The sequence below is a fragment of the Nonomuraea sp. NPDC003727 genome (assembly GCF_053586935.1).
In genome coordinates, this window is the sequence record NZ_JBSFNE010000009.1 from 298,378 (window position 1) to 319,605 (window position 21,228).

The window sequence follows — 21,228 nt, forward strand, 5'->3', positions numbered from 1 at the left end:
CCGCTGACGACACCGAACCCATCGGCACGCGAGCAGGAGGCGACCGCGATGGAGATCGACGGATTCCGAGGCCGGCTGATCACCGCTGAGCACGCCGGCTACGACAGCGCCCGTGCCGTGTGGAACGGTGCCGTCGACCGGCGCCCCCGGCTGATCGCCCGATGCGGCGGGACCGCCGACGTTGCCGCGGCCGTGCGCTTCGCCCGCGACCACGACCTGGAGATCGCCGTACGCGGCGGGGGCCACAACGTCGCCGGCACCGCCGTGTGCGACGACGGCATCGTCATCGACCTCTCGCCGATGCGAGCCGTGCGGGTCGACCCCGCCGGCCGTACGGCCCGGGTCCAGGGCGGCGCGCTGTGGGGCGACGTCGACCACGAGACGCAGACCCACGGTCTGGCCACCACCGGCGGCATCGTGAGCCACACCGGGGTCGCCGGGCTCGCCCTCGGCGGGGGCATCGGCTTCCTCATGCGCAAGCACGGGCTCACCGTCGACAACCTGCTGGCCGCCGAGGTGGTCACCGCCGAAGGCGGCATCGTCCAGGCGTCCGCCGACGAACACCCCGATCTGTTCTGGGCGCTGCGAGGCGGCGGCGGCAACTTCGGCGTCGTCACCTCGTTCAGGTTCGCGCTGCACCCCGTCGGACCGACCGTGCTGGCCGGACCGGTCTTCTGGGCGGCCGAGGACACCACCGACGTGCTGCGCTTCTACCGGGACTTCGCCGCCGCGGCGCCCGACGAGCTCGGCAGCGTGGTCAGGCTCGGCACCGTCCCTCCACTGCCGACCATCCCCGAGCACCTGCACCATCGGCCGGCCATCGCCGTCGCCTGCTGCTACGCCGGCGGCGTCGACGACGGCGAACGTGCGGTGCGGGCCCTGCGGCGGTTCGGGACGCCCCTCGTGGACCTGCTCGACCCCACCCCCTACGTGGCCCACCAGAGCGGCCTGGACGACACCGTCCCGCACGGATGGCACTACTACTGGAAGTCCACGAACCTATCGGGCCTGTCCGACGGAGCCGTCGACGCCATCGCCGATCACGCCTACGCCGCCGGCTCACCCAGGACCTACGCGGCGATGTTCCACCTGGGCGGCGCCGTCGCCCGAGTGCCCGGCGACGCCACCGCCTACGCCGGTCGCGACGTGGCCCACAACATCATCATCGACGCCGTGTGGCTCCCGGACGAGTCCGGCGAGCACGCCGCGGCCGAGACCGCCTGGGCCCGAAGGTTCCTCGCGGCCCTTCGACCGCACCGGGCCGGCGGCGTCTACGTCAACTTCCTCGATTCCGACGACGACGCCGGTCGCGTCCACGAGGCCTACGGCGATCACATCGTGCGGCTCGCCGAGGTCAAGGCCACGTACGACCCCGACAACGCCTTCCACCACAACAAGAACGTCCGCCCCGGTCGAGCGGGGGCGGGCGCGATCGGCCGGGAAACGGTGGCACCACAGCACTAGGCGGGCGCGGCCGGTCCCTGGCCTGTCCCGGGGCCGAACCGGTGCCGGTACTCCAAGGGAGTGAGCCCGGTCCTGCGGCGCATCAGCGCACGCGGATTGGCGGCGGTGCCCAGCCCACTGTGCCGTGCGACCATCTCGAAGCGCGACTCGCCCCGCTCGATCAGCCGGCACGCCAACGCAAGCCGCTCCCCTGTGAGCCACTGCAGCGGTGTGGTGCCCAGCTGTGCCTGGAAGCGGCGATGCAGTGTCGCCGGGCTGACCGAGGCACGCGCTGCGAGGTCGGACACCGTGAGCGCGGCGTCCAGCACTCACGCCGGTCGCACCCCATGGGCCAGGATTCAGCCGTGAACAACGCCCTGGCCTCCTTCGACGCCCTGTGGAGCCCCCGCATCGTCACGCGCGTCGCGGTGTTCACCGTCCCCCGCGGCACGGAGCACAAGCCGTCCGCTCCCGCCGGAGCCGCGATCCTCATGTTCGAGCCCGCCGGGACACCGACGGTCGGCGACCGCCCTGCCGAGATTCCCGACCACATCGACGCAACGACAGGGCACGCGCTCGGCTCCTGAGGCGAGCGGGCATCCCACTCGGCCGTGTCCACCGCCGTTCGCGCCGGATCCAACCACGGAAGGGCACCGTGACGGGCCGATCGCGTCGCACATCCACATCTGGCGCACCCGGCCACCGGTGTTACCCGCGAGGGCCGTCGAAGACGATCGAGGCCGGTGCGGGCCGACCTGAGCGTTTCGTTCAAGACCGCGGCGTGCCGTGCCGCCGAGACTACGGGCATGACCGGAAACACCTTCACTCCCGCTCTGGGACGCATGGCGCCCACGCGCTTCTACGATCCGATCGTCGCGGTGACCCGCGAACGGCTGTGGCGCACGCTGATGGTCATGTACGTCGCGCCGCGACCGGAGGAGGTCATCGTCGACGTGGGCTGCGGCACCGGTTCGACGGAGCTGTTGCTGAACCGGATCGAGCCGCGCGCACGGGTCATCGCCGTGGACCCGGACCCTGACGTGATCGCGGTGGCACGACGCAAGGCCGAGGCCTCCGACGCGGCGGTCGAATGGAAGATCGGCATGGGCGACGCGCTGCCGGAACTCCTTGGGACCAGTGTCGCGGACACGGTGGTGTCCAGCCTGGTGTTCCACCAATGTTCGCTCGCCATGAAGCGGGCCATCCTCGCGTCGATGTACGCGGTGGTGCGGCCCGGCGGAAAGCTGGTCATCGCCGACTACGGGCTACAACGCACCGGGCTGATGCGGCTGGGATTCCGGCTGGTGCAACTCGCGGACGGATTCGAGGACACCCGGCCCAACGCCAAGGGCATCCTGCCGCACCTGATCGCCCAGGCCGGCTTCCGTGACGTGAGAGAGGCCGAGGTCGTCTCGACACTCACGGGTTCGATCTCGGTGTACGTCGCGTTCCGCCCCTGAGGAGCGCAGCAGCGGGTTCACCACCTTCGGGGTCAGCCCCATCATCTCGCGCATCCAGCGCGTCAGGTGCGCCTGGTCGGCGAAGCCGCTCGTCATCGCGGCGCCGGCCGGCGACTCCCCGTTCCGCAACGCCTCGACCGCTGTGCGCAGCCGATACCAGGCACGCCAGCGCGCCAGAGGCATGCCCAGCTGGCTGCTCGCCAAGGAGCGCAGACGTTGGCGAGACAGGCCGACTGTCGCGGCCACATCCGCCAGCAGGACCGACCCGTCCGCCAGCGCCGTCATGGCCGCGAGCAGACGGGGATCAAGTTCGCCGGCCGGCCGGGCCCCGGCGTGGCGAACGTCGCTCTCGTCGAGATGGCGCAGTTCGGGTACGCCGGTGATCCCGGGACCGTAACGCCGGCGCAGCCGGTCGGCCATCGCGCAGTGGGGTTCGACGAAGAACACCCGAAGGTCGCCCGTCGCGAGCATCCGATGCCGCACCATGGGCGGCACGACGAGCGCGGGCGCCTGATGACGGACGCCGTCGGCGTCCGCCATGGCCGCCTCGCCCACGGCGGCGACGACGATCTGAAAGGCGGCGTGCCGGTGCAGAGAACTGTCCACCGACGGGCCCTGGTAGAAGGCGTAGCCACGGCCGACGACGAAATCCGGCATCAGCCTCCCGCCGCCCCTTTCATCATCACGTGTGGCAACTGTAATCGGCCCTTGGCGTGTGACGGACGGGCGGACAGTCGCCTGTCATCATCGTGCGGAACTACGCGGGTCACTCACCGGCGGGACTGATCGGGGTCGCGGGCCACGCCGCAGTCCTACCGGTCCTCCTTCCGGGCGAACGCCTCCTGAAAGTCGCGGAACCGCCCGGCCCGTGTGCGTCGTTTTACCTGGAACGCCGGCGCCTGGCCCGGGGACCATCGGCTGTGCTTCTCAGCAACCGACCGATCTTCGCCAGCACCGACCTCGACGAGGTCCGCGACGAGGTGGCCAAGGTGTTCTGCGCGCACCGACTGGACCTGGCGGGAGACAGCGCCCCGCTGTCGGCCTGGTTCAACTCCGTCCAGTTCGGCTCGGTCCGCGTCAGCTACCTCGACTACGGGGCCGACGTCCGCATCGAGCCGGGCGACCTGGGCACTTTCTTCCTGGCCATGCTCCCCCTCGCCGGCCGCAGCCTGATCAGGGGCGGCGACCAGGAGATCGTCTCCACCCCGGCCACGGCCGCGCTGCCCTCGCCGGAGCGCCATCTCGACATGCGCTGGGCGGCGGGCTGCCCCCAGCTGCTGGTCAAGTTCGAGCGCACCGCGATCGAGCGTTCGCTGGAGCAGATGCTGGGCGAGCCGCTCGACCAGCCGGTCATCTTCGATCTCGGGGTGGACATGGCCGCGGGCTGGGCCCGGGCTTGGCGAGGCATGATCGACCTGATCGTCCGGGAGGCCGAGCACGACGACGGGCTGGCCGTCCAGCCGCTGGCCGTCGCGCATCTGGAGAACGCGCTGATCACCTCGCTGCTGACCATGCAGCCGTCCAACTACCTGGAACGGCTGAGCGCCCCCCGCCGGCCCGCGGTGCCGAAGGTGGTGCGCAGGGCTGTGGAGTTCATCGAGGGACACGCCCATCTCCCGCTCACCACGGACGACGTCGCCAGGGCGGTCGCGGTCAGCAGCCGCTCGCTCCAGGAGGGTTTCCGCGCCCATCTCGGGCTCACCCCGATGGCCCATCTCAGGCAGGTACGGCTGACGCGGGTGCACGACGAGCTCGCGGCCGGGGACCCGGCGCGGGTCACGGTCACGACGGTGGCGGCCCGCTGGGGCTTCCTGCACCAGGGGCGGTTCGCCGCGCTGTATCGCCGGAAGTTCGGGCGGAGCCCTTCGGAGACGCTGCGCTTCGCGCCAGGTGGATGAGATCCGCGCTCAGCGGATGGCCCGGCCGGCGGGGCCTGCCATACCGTCGGATCAGGCGCCGATCGACAACCACCACCTGACAGAGGGAACACCCACCATGCGCAGCATTCTCGTCGTCGGCGCCGGACAGGCCGGCCTGCACCTGGCCCTCGGCCTCCTCCAGAACGGCTACGACGTCACCGTCGTGTCCAATCGCACCGCCGAGTCCCTCCGGGACGGCCGGGTGATGTCCGGCCAGGCCATGTTCGGCACCGCCCAGGCGCACGAGCGTGCCCTCGGCCTGGACTGGTGGGCGGGCACCTGCCCGCCCGTCGAGGGCATCGAGCTGTCGGTGCCCGGCCCCGAGGGCGGCAAGGCGATCGACTGGGCCGCCCGCCTGCACACCCCGGCGGTCTCGGTCGACCAGCGGATGAAGATGCCGGCCTGGCTCGCCGAGGTGGAACGGCTCGGCGGCAAGGTCGTCATCCACGACGCCGGCGCCGAGGACCTCGAGGGCTACGCCGCGCAGCACGATCTGGTCCTGGTCGCCGCCGGCAAGGGGCAGATCGCCTCGCTCTTCCGGCGGGACGCGGCCCGCTCGCCGTACGGCAGCCCGCAGCGCGCCCTCGCGCTCCTCTACGTCAACGGCCTGCGGCCGCGCCCCGAGCACTCGGCCGTCTGCTTCAACCTCATGCCCGGCGTCGGCGAGTACTTCGTCTTCCCCGCGCTGACCCACACCGGCCCCTGCGAGATCATGGTGTTCGAGGGCACGCCCGGCGGCCCGATGGACTGCTGGGGCGGCCTGGACGGCCCCGGCGCGCACCTGGACCAGGCCCGCCGGATCCTGTCGGACTTCTTCCCCTGGGAGGCCGAACGCTGCGACGGGGTCGAGCTCACCGACGCCAACGCGGTGCTGACCGGCCGCTTCGCCCCCACGGTGCGTCATCCCGTCGCCTTCCTGCCCTCGGGCGCGCCGGTGCTGGGCGTGGCCGACGTGGTCGTGCTCAACGACCCGATCACCGGGCAGGGCAGCAACAACGCCGCCAAGTGCGCGGCCGTCTACCTCCAGGCCATCCTGGAGCGCGGCGACCGGCCGTTCGACGCCGCGTGGATGCAGCAGACCTTCGACCGGTTCTGGGCGCAGGCGCAGCATGTCACCGCCTGGACCAACGCCCTGCTCGCCCCGGCCGAACCGCATCATCTGGCGCTGCTGGGCGCGGCCGGCCGGTTCCCGGCGATCGCCTCCCGCTTCGTCAACGGCTTCGACGACCCGGCCGACTACGCCGAGTGGTTCATGGACGGCGCCCTCGCCCAGGCCTATCTCGACCGGGTGGCGGCATGAGGTCGCTACGTGACGCCTTCGGGCAGTTCGCCACCGGGGTGGCGGTGGTCACCACGGCGGCCGGCGGCCAGCGCGCAGGGGTGACGGTCAACTCCTTCACGTCGGTCTCGCTCGACCCGCCGCTGGTGCTGTGGTGCCTGTCGGACCGCGCCCCCAGCGCGCCGCTGTTCCTGCGGGCCGGGCGCTTCGCGGTCAACGTCCTGGCCGCGGGGCAGGGCGAGCTGTCCCGGCGCTTCGCCACGCCCGCGCCGGACAAGTTCGCCGGGGTGGACCTGCTCGACCACCCGCTGCCGATGCTGGCCGGCACGCTGGCCGGATTCGCCTGCCGTACGGTGCACACCTTCAGCGGGGGCGACCATCACATCTTCGTCGGCGAGGTGGAGCGCTACCAGCGGGCCGGAGGGGACCCGCTGGTCTTCCACTCCGGCCGCTACCGGGAGCTGGCCGCCCCGGTGGCGGTGCCCGCCCACAGTCCCTGACCGCCGGCGGCGGCCGGGCTCGGGTGCGACCCCGATCGCACCCGCCCCCCGGGGGTCATACCGGAGTGGCACACGGGTCTGGGCCCTCGAGCCGATGCCGGGCAGGGGTGGCGCGCCAAGAATGATCACATGTCTGTGACGATTCTCGGGCTGTCGCTCGTGGAACTCCTTGCCCTGGTGGCCGCCGTCATGCTGGCGCTGGCCCGCTGGCTCCCGCCCGGCGCGCGCCGGCCGGTCAGGACGGTCGCCGGCGGGGCGCTCGCGCTGTCCGCGGCGGTCCTGGCGGTGCTGGGGATCCGCTGGCAGCTCCTCCCCGTCCTCGCCGGCGGGGCCATGGCGCTCGCGCTGGCCGCGCTCCCTCTGCTGAGACGGCGTGCCGAGCGGCCCGCGTGGCGGGCCCGGTGGTGGATGGCACTGCCGGGGTCGGTGTCCTGCCTGGCCCTGATCGTCGGCGGGGCGGGGGCGGCGTGGGCGCTCCCCCTGCCCGTGTTCCCCGAACCGTCGGGGGCGTACGGGGTCGGCACCACCGTCATCCAGTGGACCGATCCCGACCGCGACGAGATCGCCACGGCCGCGCCCGACGACCGGCGCACCGTCGTGGTGCAGCTCTGGTATCCCGCGCGCGGCAATCCCGAGGGAGCCCGGCGCGCGCGATACCTCGGCCGCACCGAGCAGGAGGCGCGCCTCGTCGCCGACGGCACGGCGGACTACCTCGGTGTGCCCGGCTTCATGCTGGACGAGGCGGTGCGCGCGTACGCGCGCTCGACGCCCGACGCCCCGGTGGCCGACAAGGGCGGACGGTTCCCCGTCGTGCTGTTCTCCCCCGGGCTGGGCGGCGTGCGCACCCAGAACACCGCCTGGGCCGAGGAACTGGCCAGCCGCGGGTACGTCGTCGCGGCCATCGACCACCCCTACGACTCGGCCGTCGTCACCCTGGACGACGGCCGGACGGTCCGCACCCGGGTCAAGGCGACCGGCGACGACGCGGAGGACACGAGGCGGGCCGCCGGGTGGACGGCGGTCCGGGCCGGCGACCTCAGCTTCGTCCTCACCCAGCTGGGCCGCCTGCACCGCGGCGAGATCCCGGGCCCGCTGACCGGACGGCTGGACACCCGGCGGGTCGCGGCGACCGGCCACTCTCTCGGCGGTGCCGCCGCCCTGCAGGCCGCGCGCCAGGACTCGCGTTTCGCGGCCGTCATCGTCCTGGACGGTTTCCCCCGCGACCCCGCTCCGCGCCCGTTCGACCAGCCCGTGCTCGCGCTCACCCACGAGATCGTGCCGGGCGAGGAGGCGGACTACCTCTCCCGCCTCGCGCAGGTGCTCCAGCTGAGCACAGCGCCGAGCTACCGGCTCACCGTCCCCGGCTCGGCGCACCTCACCTTCACCGACTCCCCGCTGTACCTGCCGCCCCTGCCCTCGCTCGTCGGCTCTTTCGGCCGCGCCGGCGGCCCGCGCGTCACCGTGGCGACCACCGTCGCCTTCCTGGACGCGACGCTCCGCGGCGAGCCGGGCGACCTGGCCGGCACCCTGCGGAGGTACGGCGACCTGACCGCCTACTGACGGAGGCAGGGGCGCGGGCCCGGCAGACGGACGACCCTGGCATGCCGGATGGCAGAGCAAATGTCGTGAGGTATAGCCTATGTCAGCCAACATAGAACTGAGGAGGTTCTCATGCGTTGGGTGACCTATGCGACGGACGCCGGAGACCGCGCCGGGGTGATCGGCGAGGATCGGATCCACCCTGTCGCGCCGGGCGTCAGCCTGATCGAGCTCATCGGCCAGGGCGCGGAAGCGCTGCGCGCGGCAGGGGAAGCGGCGTTGGCCTCGCAGGCGCGGACGGTTCCGCTGGCCGAGGCCAGGTTGCGCGCCCCGATCCCGCGCCCGCCCTCGGTCCGCGACTGCCTGTGCTTCCTGGACCACATGCGCAACTGCCAGCAGGCCGCCGGTCAGCCGCGCACGCTCAAGGACACCTGGTACCAGATCCCGGCCTTCTACTTCGCCTGCCCCTCGACCATCACCGGCCCGTACGACGACGTGACGATCTCCCCCGGCAGCGCCTGGTTCGACTTCGAGCTGGAGATCGCCGCGGTCATCGGGCCGGGCGGCCGAGACCTCACGCCTGAGCAGGCCGAGGAGCACATCATCGGCTACACCATCTACAACGACTGGTCGGCACGCGATCTGCAGCTGCGCGAGACGCCGCTGGCGATCGGCCAGGCCAAGGGCAAGGACGGCGCGACCACGCTCGGCCCGTTCCTGGTCACCCCCGACGAGCTCGAGCCCTACCGCCGCGACGGCAGGCTCGCCCTGCGGGTCGAGGCCACCGTCAACGGCAGGACCATCGGCTCGGGCCGTACCGACGCCATGGACTGGAGCTTCGGCGAGGTCGTCTCCTACGCCTCTCGCGGCGTGGACCTGGTGCCCGGAGACGTGTTCGGCTCGGGCACGGTCCCCGGCTGCTGCCTCATCGAGCACCTGTCCCTCGCCGATCCGGCCGCCTTCCCCGGCTGGTTGCGGGACGGCGACGTCGTCGAGCTGGTCGTCGAGGGGCTGGGCCGTACGCGCCAGACCGTCCGCGCGTCCGCCGTTCCGCACCCGCTGGCGCCCCGGCACAACCCCGACCGGCGGCCTTCACCCCCGCGCGTCAACCGCGCCCCGTCGAGGCTGCCCTACACGCGCGGGCTGCACGAGGTGGGCGCGGGCGTGTGGGCCTGGCTGCTGCCCGACGGCGGGTACGGCTGGAGCAACGCGGGACTGGTCGCGGGCGAGGGCGCCTCCCTCCTGGTCGACACCCTGTTCGACCTGCCGCTGACCGCCGAGATGCTCGACGCCATGCGCCCTATCACCGATCGGCACCCGCTCACCCACGCCGTCATCAGCCACTCCAACGGCGACCACACCCACGGCAACCAGCTGCTGGGCGAGCGCGTCCAGATCATCGCCGCCGAGGCCACCTGCACGGAGATGCGGCACGAGATGCCCCCCGAGATGCTGACCGCCGCCCAGGTCGTGGACATCGGCCCGGCGACCCCCTACTTCCGCGAGCGCTTCGGCGCCTTCGACTTCAGCGGCATCCGCATGCGACTGCCCGACCTGACCTATGACCGGGAGTTCACCCTGGACATCGGCGGCCGCGAGGTGCGCGTGCTGAACCTCGGCCCCGCCCACACCGCCGCCGACTCCGTCGTGCACGTGCCGGACGCGGGCGTGCTCTTCGCGGGCGACCTGCTGTTCGTCGGCTGCACCCCGATCGTGTGGAGCGGCCCGATCGCCAACTGGATCGCCGCCTGCGACCGGATGATCGCCACCGGCGCCGACACGATCGTCCCCGGCCACGGCCCGGTCACCGATCCCGACGGGATCCGCGCGGTGCGCGGCTACCTCACCCACGTGGTCGAGCAGGCGGACGCCGCCCACGCCCGCGGCCTGTCCTTCGCCGAGGCGGTCGAGGCGGTGGACCTGGCCGAGTACGCCACCTGGCTGGACGCCGAGCGGATCGTGGTCAACCTTCACCGCCGCTACCGCGAACTCGACCCCACCGCCACACCTGTCCTGGACCAGATGACGCTGATGGCCATGATGGCCGCAAGAGCGCTCTCGTGAGGCTGCCGAAGACCGCGCACGCCTCCCTCCCGTGGCGTATCCACGAACTCGCGGGTGACTTCTCGATCGAGGACGTGTGGTCGTTCCGCACCCCCGGGGCCCGGCCTGACGACTTCCCGGCGATGCTGGCGGCGATGCGGACGTTCGGCGGGATCGCGGGACAGACCGGGCCGGTGCGGTTCCTGTTCGCCCTCCGGTGGAAGCTCGGCGCCCTGTTCGGCTGGGACGACCCCTCAGCGGGCATCGGTGCGCGGGTCGCCTCGCTCCGCGACCGCCTGCCCGCCGACATCCGCGACGCCCCCCGCGGCCCGGACGACGACCGCATGCCCCTCAAAGCGGTCTACGAGCTCGACATGGAGGCCGCTCGCGAGCTGGCGAACAAGACCGTGCACACCGTGATGCATCTCGGCTGGGTCCAAGGAGCCGGCCGCGACCACGAGCTGCGGATGACCGTCCTCGTCAAGCCCAACGGCTGGTTCGGGCGGCTCTACATGGCCGCCATCGCGCCGTTCCGCTACCTCATCGTCTACCCGGCTCTGACCCGGCAATGGGAGCGAGCCTGGCGCGACCGCGACCGCGCGGGGGCCGGGTACGAAGAAGGGACATCATGATGAACTCCAGGAAGCGGCTGCTCCGCTGGGCGAGCGCGATCATGGTCGTGCTGGGAACAGGGCATCTGTTCTTGCTGGCGCTCATGGCCTGGCAGGACGTCACCGGCTGGGTGGACCGGGGGCTGTGGGCGGCCGTCCCGCTCGTCCTCGCGGAGGGGGGCGCCGTTCCGACGGTGGAGTCCCTGCAGAGCAAGGTCACCTTCTGGGCCGGTCCGGGAGGCTTCGCCGTGCCGCTGATCGTCTTGGGTTGCCTGACGTGGCACCTCGCCGGACGCGGGGTGGCGGTGCCCGCCGGAATCGGCTGGGGCATCGCGACCTGGTGTGTGCTGGGCGGCGTCCTTCTCGTTCCGTCCCCGTTCTTCGCCGGGACCGTCTCCGGGATCCTCATCGTCGTGGCGGCGCGGAAGAAGGACCGGTCGGGAGCAACCCCGGACCTGGCGTGATGGGCGCCCCAGCCGACCCCGCACCCTCCGGAAGCGGCCCGGAGAACGGCGGGGTGGCAGAGGTTCGCGCTACGCGAGCGCCGGCCGGTGGCCCGACTGGGTGTCGACCGGGTCCGGCGTGGGCGCCGGCATCTCGCGCAGCCGGCTCACCGGCGAGACGAACAGGCCGACGACCACGGCGGCCGAGGCGGCGGCGGCCACCGCCAGAGCGGCATGCGCGCCGACCGCCCCGGCGAGCAGGCCCGCGCACAGGCCGCCCAGCGCGCCGCCGCCGAACAGCAGCGTGCGGAACACCGCGGTCATCCGGCCCATCATCGAGGGAGGGGTGACGGTCTGCCGCAGGCTGACGATGATGACCCCGGCGACGCCGAGCCCGAGGTAGGTGGTGAAGAAGGACAGCGTGAACAGCGCCGTCATCACCGGCGGGGGCCCGGCGGCCACGACGACCAGCGTGGGCCCGAGCAGCAGGGCCGACTGGGCGACGAGGTAGACCCGGCCGACGGGGAATCGGCTGATCACCTTGCGGGAGATCAGCGAGCCGACGAGCCCGCCCACGGACGCCGTGGCCAGGATGCCGCCCAGCGTGGCGGGCTCCAGCCCCGCCTCGCGCGTGCCGTACAGCAGGAACATGGTCCACACGGTGACCATCGAGAAGTTGCAGCAGAACCCGACGATCGCCAGCCAGCGCAGGACGGGGTCGGCCAGCACCCAGCGCAGCCCCTCGCGCAGCTCCCTGCCGAGGTGGCGTTCCCGCGGCGCCGGGCGAGGTTCCCTGGTACGGATCAGCAGCAGGGAGATCACCGAGGCCAGGTAGCTGCACGCGTCCACCACCAGCGCCACCGGCGCCGTCAGCGCGCCGACCAGCACGCCCGCCAGGCCGGGACCGGCGACCTCCGCCGCGGACGAGCTGACGCCCATCCTGGCACTGGCCTCCACGTAGTGTTTCGGATCCCGGACCAGCGTGGGCACGTAGGACATCCAGCTCACGTCGAACAGCACCGAGGCGACGCCGACGGCGCAGGCGATGACCAGTAACACGCCCAGGTCCAGCAGATGCAGGCCGTACAGGGCGGGGATCAGGCCGAGCAGCGCCATCCGGGTGATGTTGGCGCCGAGCATCACCCGGCGGCGCCGGGCCCGGTCGACCCACACCCCGAAGATCAGCGCCAGGCCGAGGTAAGGGACGAGTTGCAGGAAGCGCAGCAGGCCCACCTGCTCGTCGGTGGCGTGGAAGGCGTGGATCGCGGTCAGCGGGAGGGCGAGGTTCGTCACCTGCGTGCCCAGCAGGGAGACCGTCTCGCCGAACCAGAAGCGCAGGAAGTCGTGGTAGCGCCACAGGGCCGAGCTCACCGCGCGCCGTCCTTCGCCAGCCCGGCGACCGTGTCGGCCACCCGGTCGACCTCCTCCTCCGTGTTGTAGTAGTGCGGCGACAGGCGCAGCGCCCACTCCACGTCCTTGTCGGCGAAGTCGTACTGGGCGAACTCGCGGAAGCTGAGAGCCGAGTTGATGCCGCGGGCGTCCATCGCCGCCTTGAACGGCTGGGGCCGCCACCCCTCGACCTCGAAGGTGACCAGCGCCGCCAGCTCCCGGCCACGGTCCAGCACGCGTACGCCCGGGACGGCGGCCAGCCGGTCGCGCAGGCGGGAGGCGAGCGCCGGAGTGCGCAGGGAGATGCGCTCCAGGCCTACCCCCAGGGCGTAGCGGACGGCCGCCGCGCAGCCGAGCACCGCCGAGTAGGGGAACTCCCACTCCTCGAAACGCGCGGCGCCGTCCACCGGCTCGTAGCGGTCGGCGGCTGTCCACCGCGCGCCGTACATGTCGATGAACAGCGGTTCGTACCCCTGCGCGAGCACGCGGTCGGAGACGTACAGGAAACCGGAGCCGCGCGGCCCGCGCAGGAACTTGCGGCACGTCGCAGTGAGCAGGTCACAGCCGATCTCCTCGACATCGACGGGGTACTGGCCGACCGACTGGCAGGCGTCCACCAGGTAGAGCAGGTCGAGCTCGCGGCAGTGCCCGCCGATCTCCGCGACCGGCTGGACCAAGCCGGAGTTGGTGGGCACATGGGTCGCGGCGACCAGCCGTGGCCGCCTGGCACGCATCATCGCGGCCATCGCCGCCACGTCCACGCCGCCGCCGTCGGGACGGTCGGGCGCGTGCGCGATCTCCACACCGAACCGCCTGCGCAGCGCCATGAAGGCGATCTGGTTGGAGATGAAGTCGTTGCGCGTGGTCAGGATGACGTCGCCGGGCTCGAAGGGGATGGCCGACAGGGCCTTGCTGTAGGCGTGGGTGGCGCTGCCCGCGAAGGCGACGTTCTCCGGCCGGCAGCCGATCAGGTCGGCGATCGAACCGTAGAAGTCGCGCACCTGGACGGCACGGGCGGCGGAGGCCTCGTAGCCGCCGATGGCCGCCTCGAGCTTCAGGTGGTCGACCATCGCCTCGAGCGCCGGCGTGGGGAGCAGGCCGCAGCCGGCGTTGTTGAAGTGGATGACCTGCTCGCAGCCGGGGGCGTCGGCCCGGAGCGCCTGCAGCGCTTCTCCGCTGAAGAGGAAAGCGTTACTCTTGTCTCTCATGTCCGAGAGTAGCATTACTGAGCGGCTTGTCGTGAGCCTCCGCGCGGAGATCGACGGGCTCGCCCCCGGCGACCGGCTGCCCAGCGCTCGCGAACTGGTGCGCCGCCACGGGGTGAGCCCGGTGACGGTGACCCGCGCCTTCGCGCTCCTGGCGGCCGAGGGCACCGTGGTGACCCGCCCGGGCAGCGGCACCTTCGTCGCCCAGCGGCGGGCCCCCTCCGGTACGGCGCCCGCCGACACGTCCTGGCAGGCGGTGGCGCTGGGCGACCGCAGCGTGGACACCGCGCGGGTGAGCCACCTGCTCGGCCCGCCGCCGCCCGGCGCGATCACGATGTCGGGCGGCTACCTGCACCGCTCGCTCCAGCCGACCAGGCCGCTGGCCGCCGCGCTGGCCAGGGCCTCCCGCCGTCCCGACGCCTGGGACCGCGCCCCCGCCGAGGGGCTGGCGCCGCTGCGCGCCGTCTTCGCCCGTCTGGCCGCCGCCGACCCCGAAGACGTGCTCGTCACCGGCGGCGGCCAGGGCGCGTTGTCGATGGCGTTCCGCGCCATCGCCCCGCCGGGCAGCCCGGTCCTGGTGGAGTCGCCCACCTACCCAGGCGCCCTGAGCGCCGCCAGGGCCGCCGGCCTGCGACCGGTGCCGGTGCCGATGGACGCCGACGGCATCCGCCCCGACCTGCTGGCCGAGGCGTTCGCCATGACCAGCGCCCGGCTGCTGTACTGCCAGCCGACCTTCCACAACCCCACCGGCGCCGTCCTGTCGCCCGAGCGGCGCCGCCAGGTGGTCGAGGTGGCCCGCGCGAGTGGCGCCTTCGTCCTGGAGGACGACTTCGCCCGCCTGCTCGGCCACGGCGGACCGGCCCCCCGCCCGCTGGTCGCCGACGACCGCGACGGCACCGTGGTGTACACGACGTCCCTGACCAAGCCGGCCTCGCCCAGCCTGCGCATCGGCGCGCTCGTCGCCAGAGGCCCGGTGATGGCCAGGTTGCGCGCGATGCGGCTGGTCGACGACTTCTTCATCGCCCGGCCGCTGCAGGAGGCCACGATCGAGCTGGTCAGCACGCCCGCCTGGGACCGGCACCTCCGCGCGCTCTCGGCGGCGCTGCGCGAGCGCTGCGCCGCACTGGCCGCCGCGCTGGCCGAACACGTGCCGGGCTGGCGCGTCACCCGCGTCCCCGCAGGGGGCCTGCACCTGTGGGTCGAGACCGGCCGCTCCCCCGATGCCGCCGAGGTGAGCAGGCGGTACGGCGTGGCCGTCGAACCCGGCCAGGACTTCTTCGCCGCCGAGGCGCCGGGACAGTTCGCCAGGCTGGGCTTCGCGGCCGCGGCCGGTCTGGAGGATCTCGCCGAAGGCGCGCGACGCCTCGGCTCGGCCACGCGGCCTGACGCCTGATGATCAGGCGTCAGATCCTGGTGCACGCCGCCGGCAGTTCGGCCAGGACGGTCAGGAGCAGCCGGCGCTCCCGCTCGTCCTGGCGGGCCTGTCGGCCGTAGCTGCCGCCGCCGTGTGCCGCCACGTCGCCGTGGCGCTCATCTATCTGGACTCAGGTGGTGAATACGGCCCGCAGGTAAACGCTCGTGATCAAATCCGCTCATTACAGCAGCCTTGACAATAATTGACGCACGAATGACCATGATCAGGCTCCTTGATCACCAATTTCTGGAGGAGAACCCTGGTGAGGCGATCGTCCTCGGTCATCCTTGTCGCCAGCACGGTGGCGACGCTGACCACGGCACAGGAGTTACCTGCGGCCGCGAGCCCGACCCCGAACCCAGCGTCCGCAGCAACGCAGACCCCGCCACCTGGTGAGATGCTCGGTGCCGCGGCCCAGAACCGCCGCGTCACCCGACAGCCTGATGGGCGCCTGACCATCGAAACATGGACCCAGCCAGTGCGTGTACAACGCGACGGAGCCTGGCAGTGGATCGACCCGACACTCGTGGAAGCGGACGGTGTACTGCGCCCCAAGGTCACCGCAACGCAGGTCGAGTTCACCTCTGGCGGCGCCGGCAAACCACTGGCGACGCTAACGGCCCCGGACAACAAGCAGATCACCTTCACCTGGCCGACCACCCTGGCCCGACCGACAGTCACCGGCGGCAAAGCCACCTACGACGGTGCGGCGGGGCCCGGCTCGTCGCTGGTCGTCACAGCGCTGGCCACCGGCTTCCGCTGGGAACTCATACTCAAGACTCGCCCGTCGAAGAAGGCCACCTTCACGCTTCCTCTTCAGGCACGCGACCTCACGATCCAGCCAGGCAAGAACGGCGCCGCCACCATCGTCGACCACGAAGGCCGCGAAGTCGCACAGTCTACTCCGGTCTCCATACGATCCTCATCGACACCCGGCCACCGTGCGATCTCCGCCAAGACGACGGCGCAGGCCCTGACCGTCGAACCGGACGCTGCGCTCTTGGCCGACCCGAAGATGAAGTACCCGATCACCATCGGTGCCACCGTCGACACCAGGGCCCACAGCGACGTGGACATCAGTGACGCGGGAACCCCGTCAGACCCAGGCGCGGCCACGCTCACGGCAGGCCGCATCTTCGGCGTCCTCAACCGCTCCTACCTGAGGTTCGACAGTACAGCGCTGGCCGGCCAGGACGTTGTGGACGCCAAGCTGACACTGACCAACACCGACGGCCCCGGATGCGGAGAGACCGCCAGTGGCATTCAGGTACGCCGCGTGACGAGCGGCTGGGACGCGACCACGCTCACGTGGAGCACGGCGCCGTCCTCCACAGCCGAGGGCGCGAGGACCATCACCCAGTCCTACGGCCCGGATTGCGGCATCGGTCCGCTGGAGTGGCCGATCATCGACATCGCCAAGGCCTGGGCGGCAGGCGAACCCAACTACGGCGTGCTGCTGCAGGCTCCCGACGAGACCGGCTCCGACGACGATTACCGGATGCTGGCCTCCACCGAGTACGGCTCGCCGGATCTGACTCCCAAGATCACCGTGACGGCTCAGCCGGCGCCCGGCCCCACCGTGGTAAGCCCCGCCGGACCCGACGGCGTCGAGGTGTTCACCGCCCCCCCGGCGTGGAAGCTCGACTCGCTGCCCGTCTCGACGACCGACACGCACGCCTTGAACGGCGCATACGACCGGGCCCAAGCCAACGCCGCCACCCTGGCGCCGCCCTACTTCGATCCTGCGACCGGAAAGGTCGTGGCGCCGGCGACACCGGCCGGAAAAGACATCGCAGGCCGGCTACTCACCGGCACTGCGACAGCCAACGGCGACGCCGACGAGACCATCCCCGGCGTTCCTGCCCCCGACGAATCGGCAGTAGCCCAAGCCCGCCTTGTGGCTCCCGAGGAGACCGCCTATTCGATCACTCCGACGGTCGTCGAGGTCGCCAACAGCTACCAGGCCCTCAATACCGTCGTCGATGAGGTCCTCGACCTCGACGACACGATCCCGGCAGGCACCAAGCTGTTCGCCACCCACATATGGCCTGAGCGTAACCTCGTCGTGGTGCAGTCCACCGACGCCTCCCCAGCGTTGCGCAAGGCACTCGCCGATCGGTACGGCACCTACAACGTCGCCATCTGGCTGCAAACGGAGGCTGAACGCCTCGGCCTCATCGGCCACCTCAGCGGCCAGACAATGGGCTCTGCCGTCGCCGAAACCCGGCAGAGCGACGTCGGCAAGGTCGACGGTGGGGCCAAGTTCTTCGCGACCACCGAAAACCCCGGCAAGCTGAAGGAGTGCACGACCGGATTCACGATGGGCAGCGGGACCGACAAGCTGGTGGTGACAGCCGGCCACTGCCTTCCCAGGCAAGGCGGCGACACGGACGCAGGTCCCGCCCGGTGGTCCAACTGGCAACCCGGAACGGGCACGGTAATACTCCCCGGCCAACCGACGTATTACGGCGATCTGGGCCTGATCTACGCGGATATCCGCGGCACGAACCCCAAAATCTTCATCGGCGCCGAGAACTCCACCGAAAAGCGATATGTCACCGGACGCTTCTCGATCCCTGCCAAGGAAAACGACCAATACTGCACTGGTGGATTCAGCACCGGCCAGATCTGCCGATGGAAGGTTACCGACATCGCATGGAAGGTCGACATGAAAGACTTCACCACCGGCGCGTCCACAGGGACGACGCGCTGGGTTCAGGTGGGTAAGAAGCGCGGCAGGTGTGTGATCGGCGGCGACTCGGGCGGCCCGGTATACACCTTCCGCCCTGACGGTACCGTCGTGGCCAAGGGGATCACCAGCGGTTCCAACACCAAGACGGAACGGATCAAGGATGTGTGCATTCACACCTTCACCGATTTTCATGACGTCATGAAGGCCGTCGGCAAGGACATCTACAAGAAATGAACCTAGCGAGCCCGTCCTCCTTCCAGCGCGCCGGATGTATCCTCATCCTCGGTGTTGTGACTGCAGCCTGCGCACAGGAGCCAGCCAAACCCTTCGACGCGCAAGTGTCCGTAGTCGAGGTGGCCCCCGGAGGGCGGGCCCTCACCCTGCACGCCAGCGGGATCCAGCAGTCTGACGGCACGATCTGCACCGTGGTTGAACAGGCCGAGGCCATCGAATCACCGACCGGCGTGACCGTGCGGGTATCGCTCCGCCCTGCCTGCCCTGAGTCTTCTGAGCTGCAGGTGGGTACCGGTGTGGACCACGCCGTGCCCGTCGCACTGAAGAAACCTCTGGCTAAACGTAAAGTCTTCAGCCGAACAGGCCAGGAGATCCAAGTCTGCCCCACGACAGCGGGCTCGTTCATCGAGACCATACGACGGTGCAAGGAGAAGCCTCGCTGACGCCGACCTTCCGATAACGGATCACCCGTCTCGGTCCCCACCGACCAGCGGCACGCCGCACCGACCGCCGACGGAATCAGCGCCGACGCCGAGCCTTCGCCAGGCGGGCGCGGCGCGCCCTGGCTTCGACGAGGCCGACGACCTCGCGCAGGTCGGCCAGATCCACCACCTGCGCGACCTCGCGCGCGTCCCGCAACGTCTGCGGCAGGTCCTCCGCCGGGCCGTACGCGTGGTCGAGGGAGGCCCAGTCGATGTCGTCGATGCCGTCGAGGGCGGCCGTCATCCGTGTTCGTCCTTCCCGTCTTCCGACGTGATCGGCGGCCAGCCTAGCCCTCACGACGGCGCCGCCGTGTCCGCTCGTTCGCCGGCCGGTGTGACCGGGGGCCGCCGTGTCCGCTCGTTCGCCGGCGGGTGTGACCGTTCGCCGGCCGGTGTGACCGGGCGTGGCGGGCCTGCCTCCGGCGCCTGGCGCGAGAGGCGCTCCCACAGGCGCATGGCGCGCGGCTTGGCGGGCTCGCCCGTATCGCCGTCGGCGCGCACCTCGATGTCGGCGTCATCGGTGCGGGCGCAGGGCGACGGCCGGGGTCCGGGTCCGGCCTCAGCCGGGCGTGCGGGTGTCTACCTGGTAGAGCGCGTTCAGCAGCGGCCAGGTCAGGGCGGCCATCTCGGCGGGGGGCAGCGGACGGCCGCGCCGGAGCCAGTCGGTGGCCACGCCGATGAGCGCGCTGGCGGCGAAGGCGGCGGGAACGTCGTGCGGGATGTCCAGCGGCATGTCGGCGTGCTCGGCGTGCTCGGGGAGGTCGCCGCCGCCGGTGGCCTGCCGTACGCGGTGGTGGACGGCCGCGGTGATGCGGCGGCGGATGTGGTCGGCGACGCGCGCGCTGCCCTGCGGCCCCAGCAGGCTGGTGTAGAGCCCGGCGTGCTCGGCGAGGCTGGCGAAGAACGCCACCAGCGACTGGGTCGCGTCCCGCGCCGGGTCAGGCGAGTCGGGACCGGGGGCGGGCAGGGACTCGACCAAGCCGTCGATCATCGCGGTGCAGGCGGCCTCGGCCAGCTCGTGGACGTCCCGGTAGTGGTCGTAGAAGGTCGAGCGGCTCACTCCGGCGTGTTCGGCGACGTCGGCGACGCTGATGCGGGACAGGTCCTGCTCCTCGACGAGCTGGATCAGCGCGCGTGCCAGGGCCGTCTGGGTGCGGCGCACGCGCCGGTCGCCGGTGGGGGTGCTGCTGTCTCTGGCCACGCTTCCCACCCTATCGCCACCCTACACATGCAGGTTTACCTACACATGTAGGGTAATGTGCGTGACGGGACCACCGAAAGGACGCATGACATATGCGGACAGCCCTTCACCTGGGCGACGCCTCGTGACCTCGCTCGGGAGCATCCTGATCGTCGGCGCGTCGGCCGCCGGCCTGAGCACGGCCGAGGCGCTGCGGCGGCACGGCCACCAGGGCCGGCTGACGCTGCTGGACGCCGAGCCGCACCTGCCCTACGACCGGCCGCCGCTGTCGAAGCAGGTCCTGGCCGGGGCATGGGAACCGTCCCGCGCCCGGCTACGGAACCAGACGCAGCTGGAGGCCCTGCACGCCGAACTCGTGCTGGGCGATCCCGCCATCGCGCTGGACGCGGCCGCCCGCGCCGTCACCACCGCTTCGGGCCGTGTGCTGCGCGGCGACACCCTGGTGATCGCCACCGGTCTCAGCCCCTGCCGGCTCCCCGGCCAGGACGGCCTGGCAGGCGTGCACGTGCTGCGGTCGCTGGACGACGCGCTCGCCCTGCGCCGCCACCTGACCGCCGCCAAGCGGCTCGTGGTCGTGGGCGAGGGGGTGCTCGGCTCGGAGATCGCCGCCACCGCCCGCGCCATGGGACTGGACGTCACCCTCGCCGGGAAGGGCCGCACCCCTCTGGGTGACCACCTCGGCGACGAGGTCGGCGCGATGCTCGCCCAGGCGCACACCGAGCGCGGCGTGCACCTGCGCCTCGGCGTCGCCGTCGAAGAGCTCACCGGCGCCGACGGACAGGTCACCGGGGTACGGCTGGCCACCGGCGAACTCCTTCCCGCCGACGCGGTCGTGGTGGCCGTCGGCTCCCGCCCGGCGACCGGCTGGCTGGACGGCAGCGGGCTCACCCTCGGCGACGGTGTCGTGTGCGACTCGCGCTGCCGCGCCGCCGAAGGCGTCTACGCCGTCGGGGACGTGGCCGCCTGGGAGCACGAGGGGCTCGGCAGGCGGCTGCGCCTGGAGAACCGCACCAACGCCACCGAACAGGCGCAGGTGGTGGCAGCCGACATCCTCGGCGACGGTCACCCGTACACGCCGATCCCCTACTTCTGGACCGACCAGTACGACATCAGGATCCAGGCCCACGGGCTGCCGTCGCCGGCGGCCGAACTGACCATCGCCGAAGGCGACCCGGCGCAGCACCGCTTCGCCGCGCTCTACCGCGAGGACGGCCGGGTCACCGGCGTCCTCGGCTGGAACATGCCCAAGCAGGCCCGCCTCCTGCGGCAGCAGACCATGCACCAGGCCGGGAAGCAGGCCGTGGGCACCCGGCCCGTCGTGTCCGCGTGACAGCGACGAGAAGCACCACCGCAGGCGGTCAACCATCCGTTCAG

19 protein-coding genes and 1 pseudogene are annotated in these 21,228 nt (G+C 71.7%); 14 read left to right on the forward strand and 6 right to left on the reverse strand.

All coding sequences use genetic code 11. The annotated features are described in order from the left end of the window. Positions 1 to 48 precede the first annotated feature (48 nt). Positions 49 to 1,464 carry an FAD-binding oxidoreductase gene (locus tag ACWDLG_RS24300; RefSeq protein ID WP_449923512.1) on the forward strand — a complete coding sequence of 472 codons (1,416 nt, stop codon included), beginning with the start codon at positions 49 to 51 and terminating at the stop codon, positions 1,462 to 1,464. On the opposite strand, the gene ACWDLG_RS24305 is transcribed toward ACWDLG_RS24300, so the two are convergent. Next, positions 1,461 to 1,772, reverse strand: coding sequence for a helix-turn-helix domain-containing protein (locus ACWDLG_RS24305; protein WP_449923515.1), 312 nt, complete (start codon positions 1,770 to 1,772; stop codon positions 1,461 to 1,463). The genes ACWDLG_RS24300 and ACWDLG_RS24305 overlap by 4 nt on opposite strands. A gap of 36 nt (positions 1,773 to 1,808) precedes the next feature. Here ACWDLG_RS24305 and ACWDLG_RS24310 point away from each other — a divergent pair, with 36 nt between their 5' ends. Together ACWDLG_RS24310 and ACWDLG_RS24315 are read left to right on the forward strand one after the other, a co-directional pair. Then, on the forward strand, positions 1,809 to 2,030 hold the full coding sequence (locus ACWDLG_RS24310; protein WP_449923518.1) for a hypothetical protein: 222 nt from the start codon (positions 1,809 to 1,811) through the stop codon (positions 2,028 to 2,030). Positions 2,031 to 2,357: 327 nt separating this feature from the next. Beyond that, positions 2,358 to 2,696: pseudogene (locus ACWDLG_RS24315) on the forward strand (class I SAM-dependent methyltransferase); the annotation flags it as partial. Positions 2,697 to 2,708: 12 nt separating this feature from the next. Here the strand turns inward: ACWDLG_RS24315 and ACWDLG_RS24320 are convergent. Further along, positions 2,709 to 3,560 carry a helix-turn-helix domain-containing protein gene (locus tag ACWDLG_RS24320; protein WP_449923521.1) on the reverse strand — a complete coding sequence of 284 codons (852 nt, stop codon included), beginning with the start codon at positions 3,558 to 3,560 and terminating at the stop codon, positions 2,709 to 2,711. Positions 3,561 to 3,823: 263 nt separating this feature from the next. Here ACWDLG_RS24320 and ACWDLG_RS24325 point away from each other — a divergent pair, with 263 nt between their 5' ends. From ACWDLG_RS24325 to ACWDLG_RS24355, 7 genes are all read left to right on the forward strand, one after another. Then, positions 3,824 to 4,801, forward strand: coding sequence for an AraC family transcriptional regulator (locus tag ACWDLG_RS24325; RefSeq protein WP_449923524.1), 978 nt, complete (start codon positions 3,824 to 3,826; stop codon positions 4,799 to 4,801). Between the two features lie 97 nt (positions 4,802 to 4,898). Then, positions 4,899 to 6,122 (forward strand): styrene monooxygenase/indole monooxygenase family protein, encoded by a 1,224-nt coding sequence (locus tag ACWDLG_RS24330; RefSeq protein WP_449923527.1) that lies wholly within the window; start codon positions 4,899 to 4,901, stop codon positions 6,120 to 6,122. Then, positions 6,119 to 6,601, forward strand: a complete 483-nt coding sequence (locus ACWDLG_RS24335) for a flavin reductase family protein (protein WP_449923530.1) — start codon at positions 6,119 to 6,121, stop codon at positions 6,599 to 6,601. The genes ACWDLG_RS24330 and ACWDLG_RS24335 overlap by 4 nt, the downstream gene beginning before the upstream one ends. 129 nt (positions 6,602 to 6,730) lie before the next feature. Further along, complete coding sequence (locus tag ACWDLG_RS24340; RefSeq protein ID WP_449923533.1) at positions 6,731 to 8,161, forward strand: alpha/beta hydrolase family protein; 1,431 nt, start codon at positions 6,731 to 6,733, stop codon at positions 8,159 to 8,161. A 111-nt stretch (positions 8,162 to 8,272) separates the two neighbouring features. Next, positions 8,273 to 10,204, forward strand: coding sequence for a fumarylacetoacetate hydrolase family protein (locus ACWDLG_RS24345; RefSeq protein WP_449923536.1), 1,932 nt, complete (start codon positions 8,273 to 8,275; stop codon positions 10,202 to 10,204). Further along, positions 10,201 to 10,815: a DUF2867 domain-containing protein gene (locus tag ACWDLG_RS24350; protein WP_449923539.1), complete on the forward strand. Its 615-nt coding sequence runs from the start codon at positions 10,201 to 10,203 to the stop codon at positions 10,813 to 10,815. Before ACWDLG_RS24345 ends, ACWDLG_RS24350 begins: the two co-directional genes overlap by 4 nt. Continuing rightward, complete coding sequence (locus ACWDLG_RS24355) at positions 10,812 to 11,258, forward strand: hypothetical protein (RefSeq protein ID WP_449923542.1); 447 nt, start codon at positions 10,812 to 10,814, stop codon at positions 11,256 to 11,258. Before ACWDLG_RS24350 ends, ACWDLG_RS24355 begins: the two co-directional genes overlap by 4 nt. A 69-nt stretch (positions 11,259 to 11,327) precedes the next feature. On the opposite strand, the gene ACWDLG_RS24360 is transcribed toward ACWDLG_RS24355, so the two are convergent. Both ACWDLG_RS24360 and ACWDLG_RS24365 read right to left on the reverse strand, forming a co-directional pair. Next, positions 11,328 to 12,608: an MFS transporter gene (locus ACWDLG_RS24360; protein WP_449923545.1), complete on the reverse strand. Its 1,281-nt coding sequence runs from the start codon at positions 12,606 to 12,608 to the stop codon at positions 11,328 to 11,330. Further along, complete coding sequence (locus ACWDLG_RS24365; RefSeq protein WP_449923548.1) at positions 12,605 to 13,834, reverse strand: aminotransferase class V-fold PLP-dependent enzyme; 1,230 nt, start codon at positions 13,832 to 13,834, stop codon at positions 12,605 to 12,607. The genes ACWDLG_RS24360 and ACWDLG_RS24365 overlap by 4 nt, the downstream gene beginning before the upstream one ends. Between ACWDLG_RS24365 and ACWDLG_RS24370 the strand changes: the two genes are divergently transcribed. The 3 genes from ACWDLG_RS24370 to ACWDLG_RS24380 all read left to right on the forward strand — a co-directional run bounded on the left by ACWDLG_RS24370 (position 13,833) and on the right by ACWDLG_RS24380 (position 18,614). Then, a complete protein-coding gene (locus ACWDLG_RS24370; RefSeq protein ID WP_449923551.1) occupies positions 13,833 to 15,224 on the forward strand; it encodes an aminotransferase-like domain-containing protein in 1,392 nt (463 codons plus the stop codon). The genes ACWDLG_RS24365 and ACWDLG_RS24370 overlap by 2 nt on opposite strands. A 253-nt stretch (positions 15,225 to 15,477) precedes the next feature. Beyond that, complete coding sequence (locus ACWDLG_RS24375) at positions 15,478 to 18,171, forward strand: DNRLRE domain-containing protein (protein WP_449923553.1); 2,694 nt, start codon at positions 15,478 to 15,480, stop codon at positions 18,169 to 18,171. Further along, positions 18,168 to 18,614, forward strand: coding sequence for a hypothetical protein (locus ACWDLG_RS24380; protein WP_449923556.1), 447 nt, complete (start codon positions 18,168 to 18,170; stop codon positions 18,612 to 18,614). The genes ACWDLG_RS24375 and ACWDLG_RS24380 overlap by 4 nt, the downstream gene beginning before the upstream one ends. Positions 18,615 to 18,690: 76 nt before the next feature. On the opposite strand, the gene ACWDLG_RS24385 is transcribed toward ACWDLG_RS24380, so the two are convergent. Both ACWDLG_RS24385 and ACWDLG_RS24390 read right to left on the reverse strand, forming a co-directional pair. Then, complete coding sequence (locus ACWDLG_RS24385; protein ID WP_449923559.1) at positions 18,691 to 18,897, reverse strand: hypothetical protein; 207 nt, start codon at positions 18,895 to 18,897, stop codon at positions 18,691 to 18,693. A 315-nt stretch (positions 18,898 to 19,212) separates the two neighbouring features. Continuing rightward, a complete protein-coding gene (locus ACWDLG_RS24390) occupies positions 19,213 to 19,854 on the reverse strand; it encodes a TetR/AcrR family transcriptional regulator (protein WP_449923562.1) in 642 nt (213 codons plus the stop codon). A gap of 85 nt (positions 19,855 to 19,939) precedes the next feature. Here ACWDLG_RS24390 and ACWDLG_RS24395 point away from each other — a divergent pair, with 85 nt between their 5' ends. Beyond that, entirely contained in the window at positions 19,940 to 21,184 is a 1,245-nt protein-coding gene (locus ACWDLG_RS24395; RefSeq protein WP_449923565.1) for an NAD(P)/FAD-dependent oxidoreductase, read from the forward strand. The last annotated feature ends 44 nt before the right edge of the window (positions 21,185 to 21,228 follow it).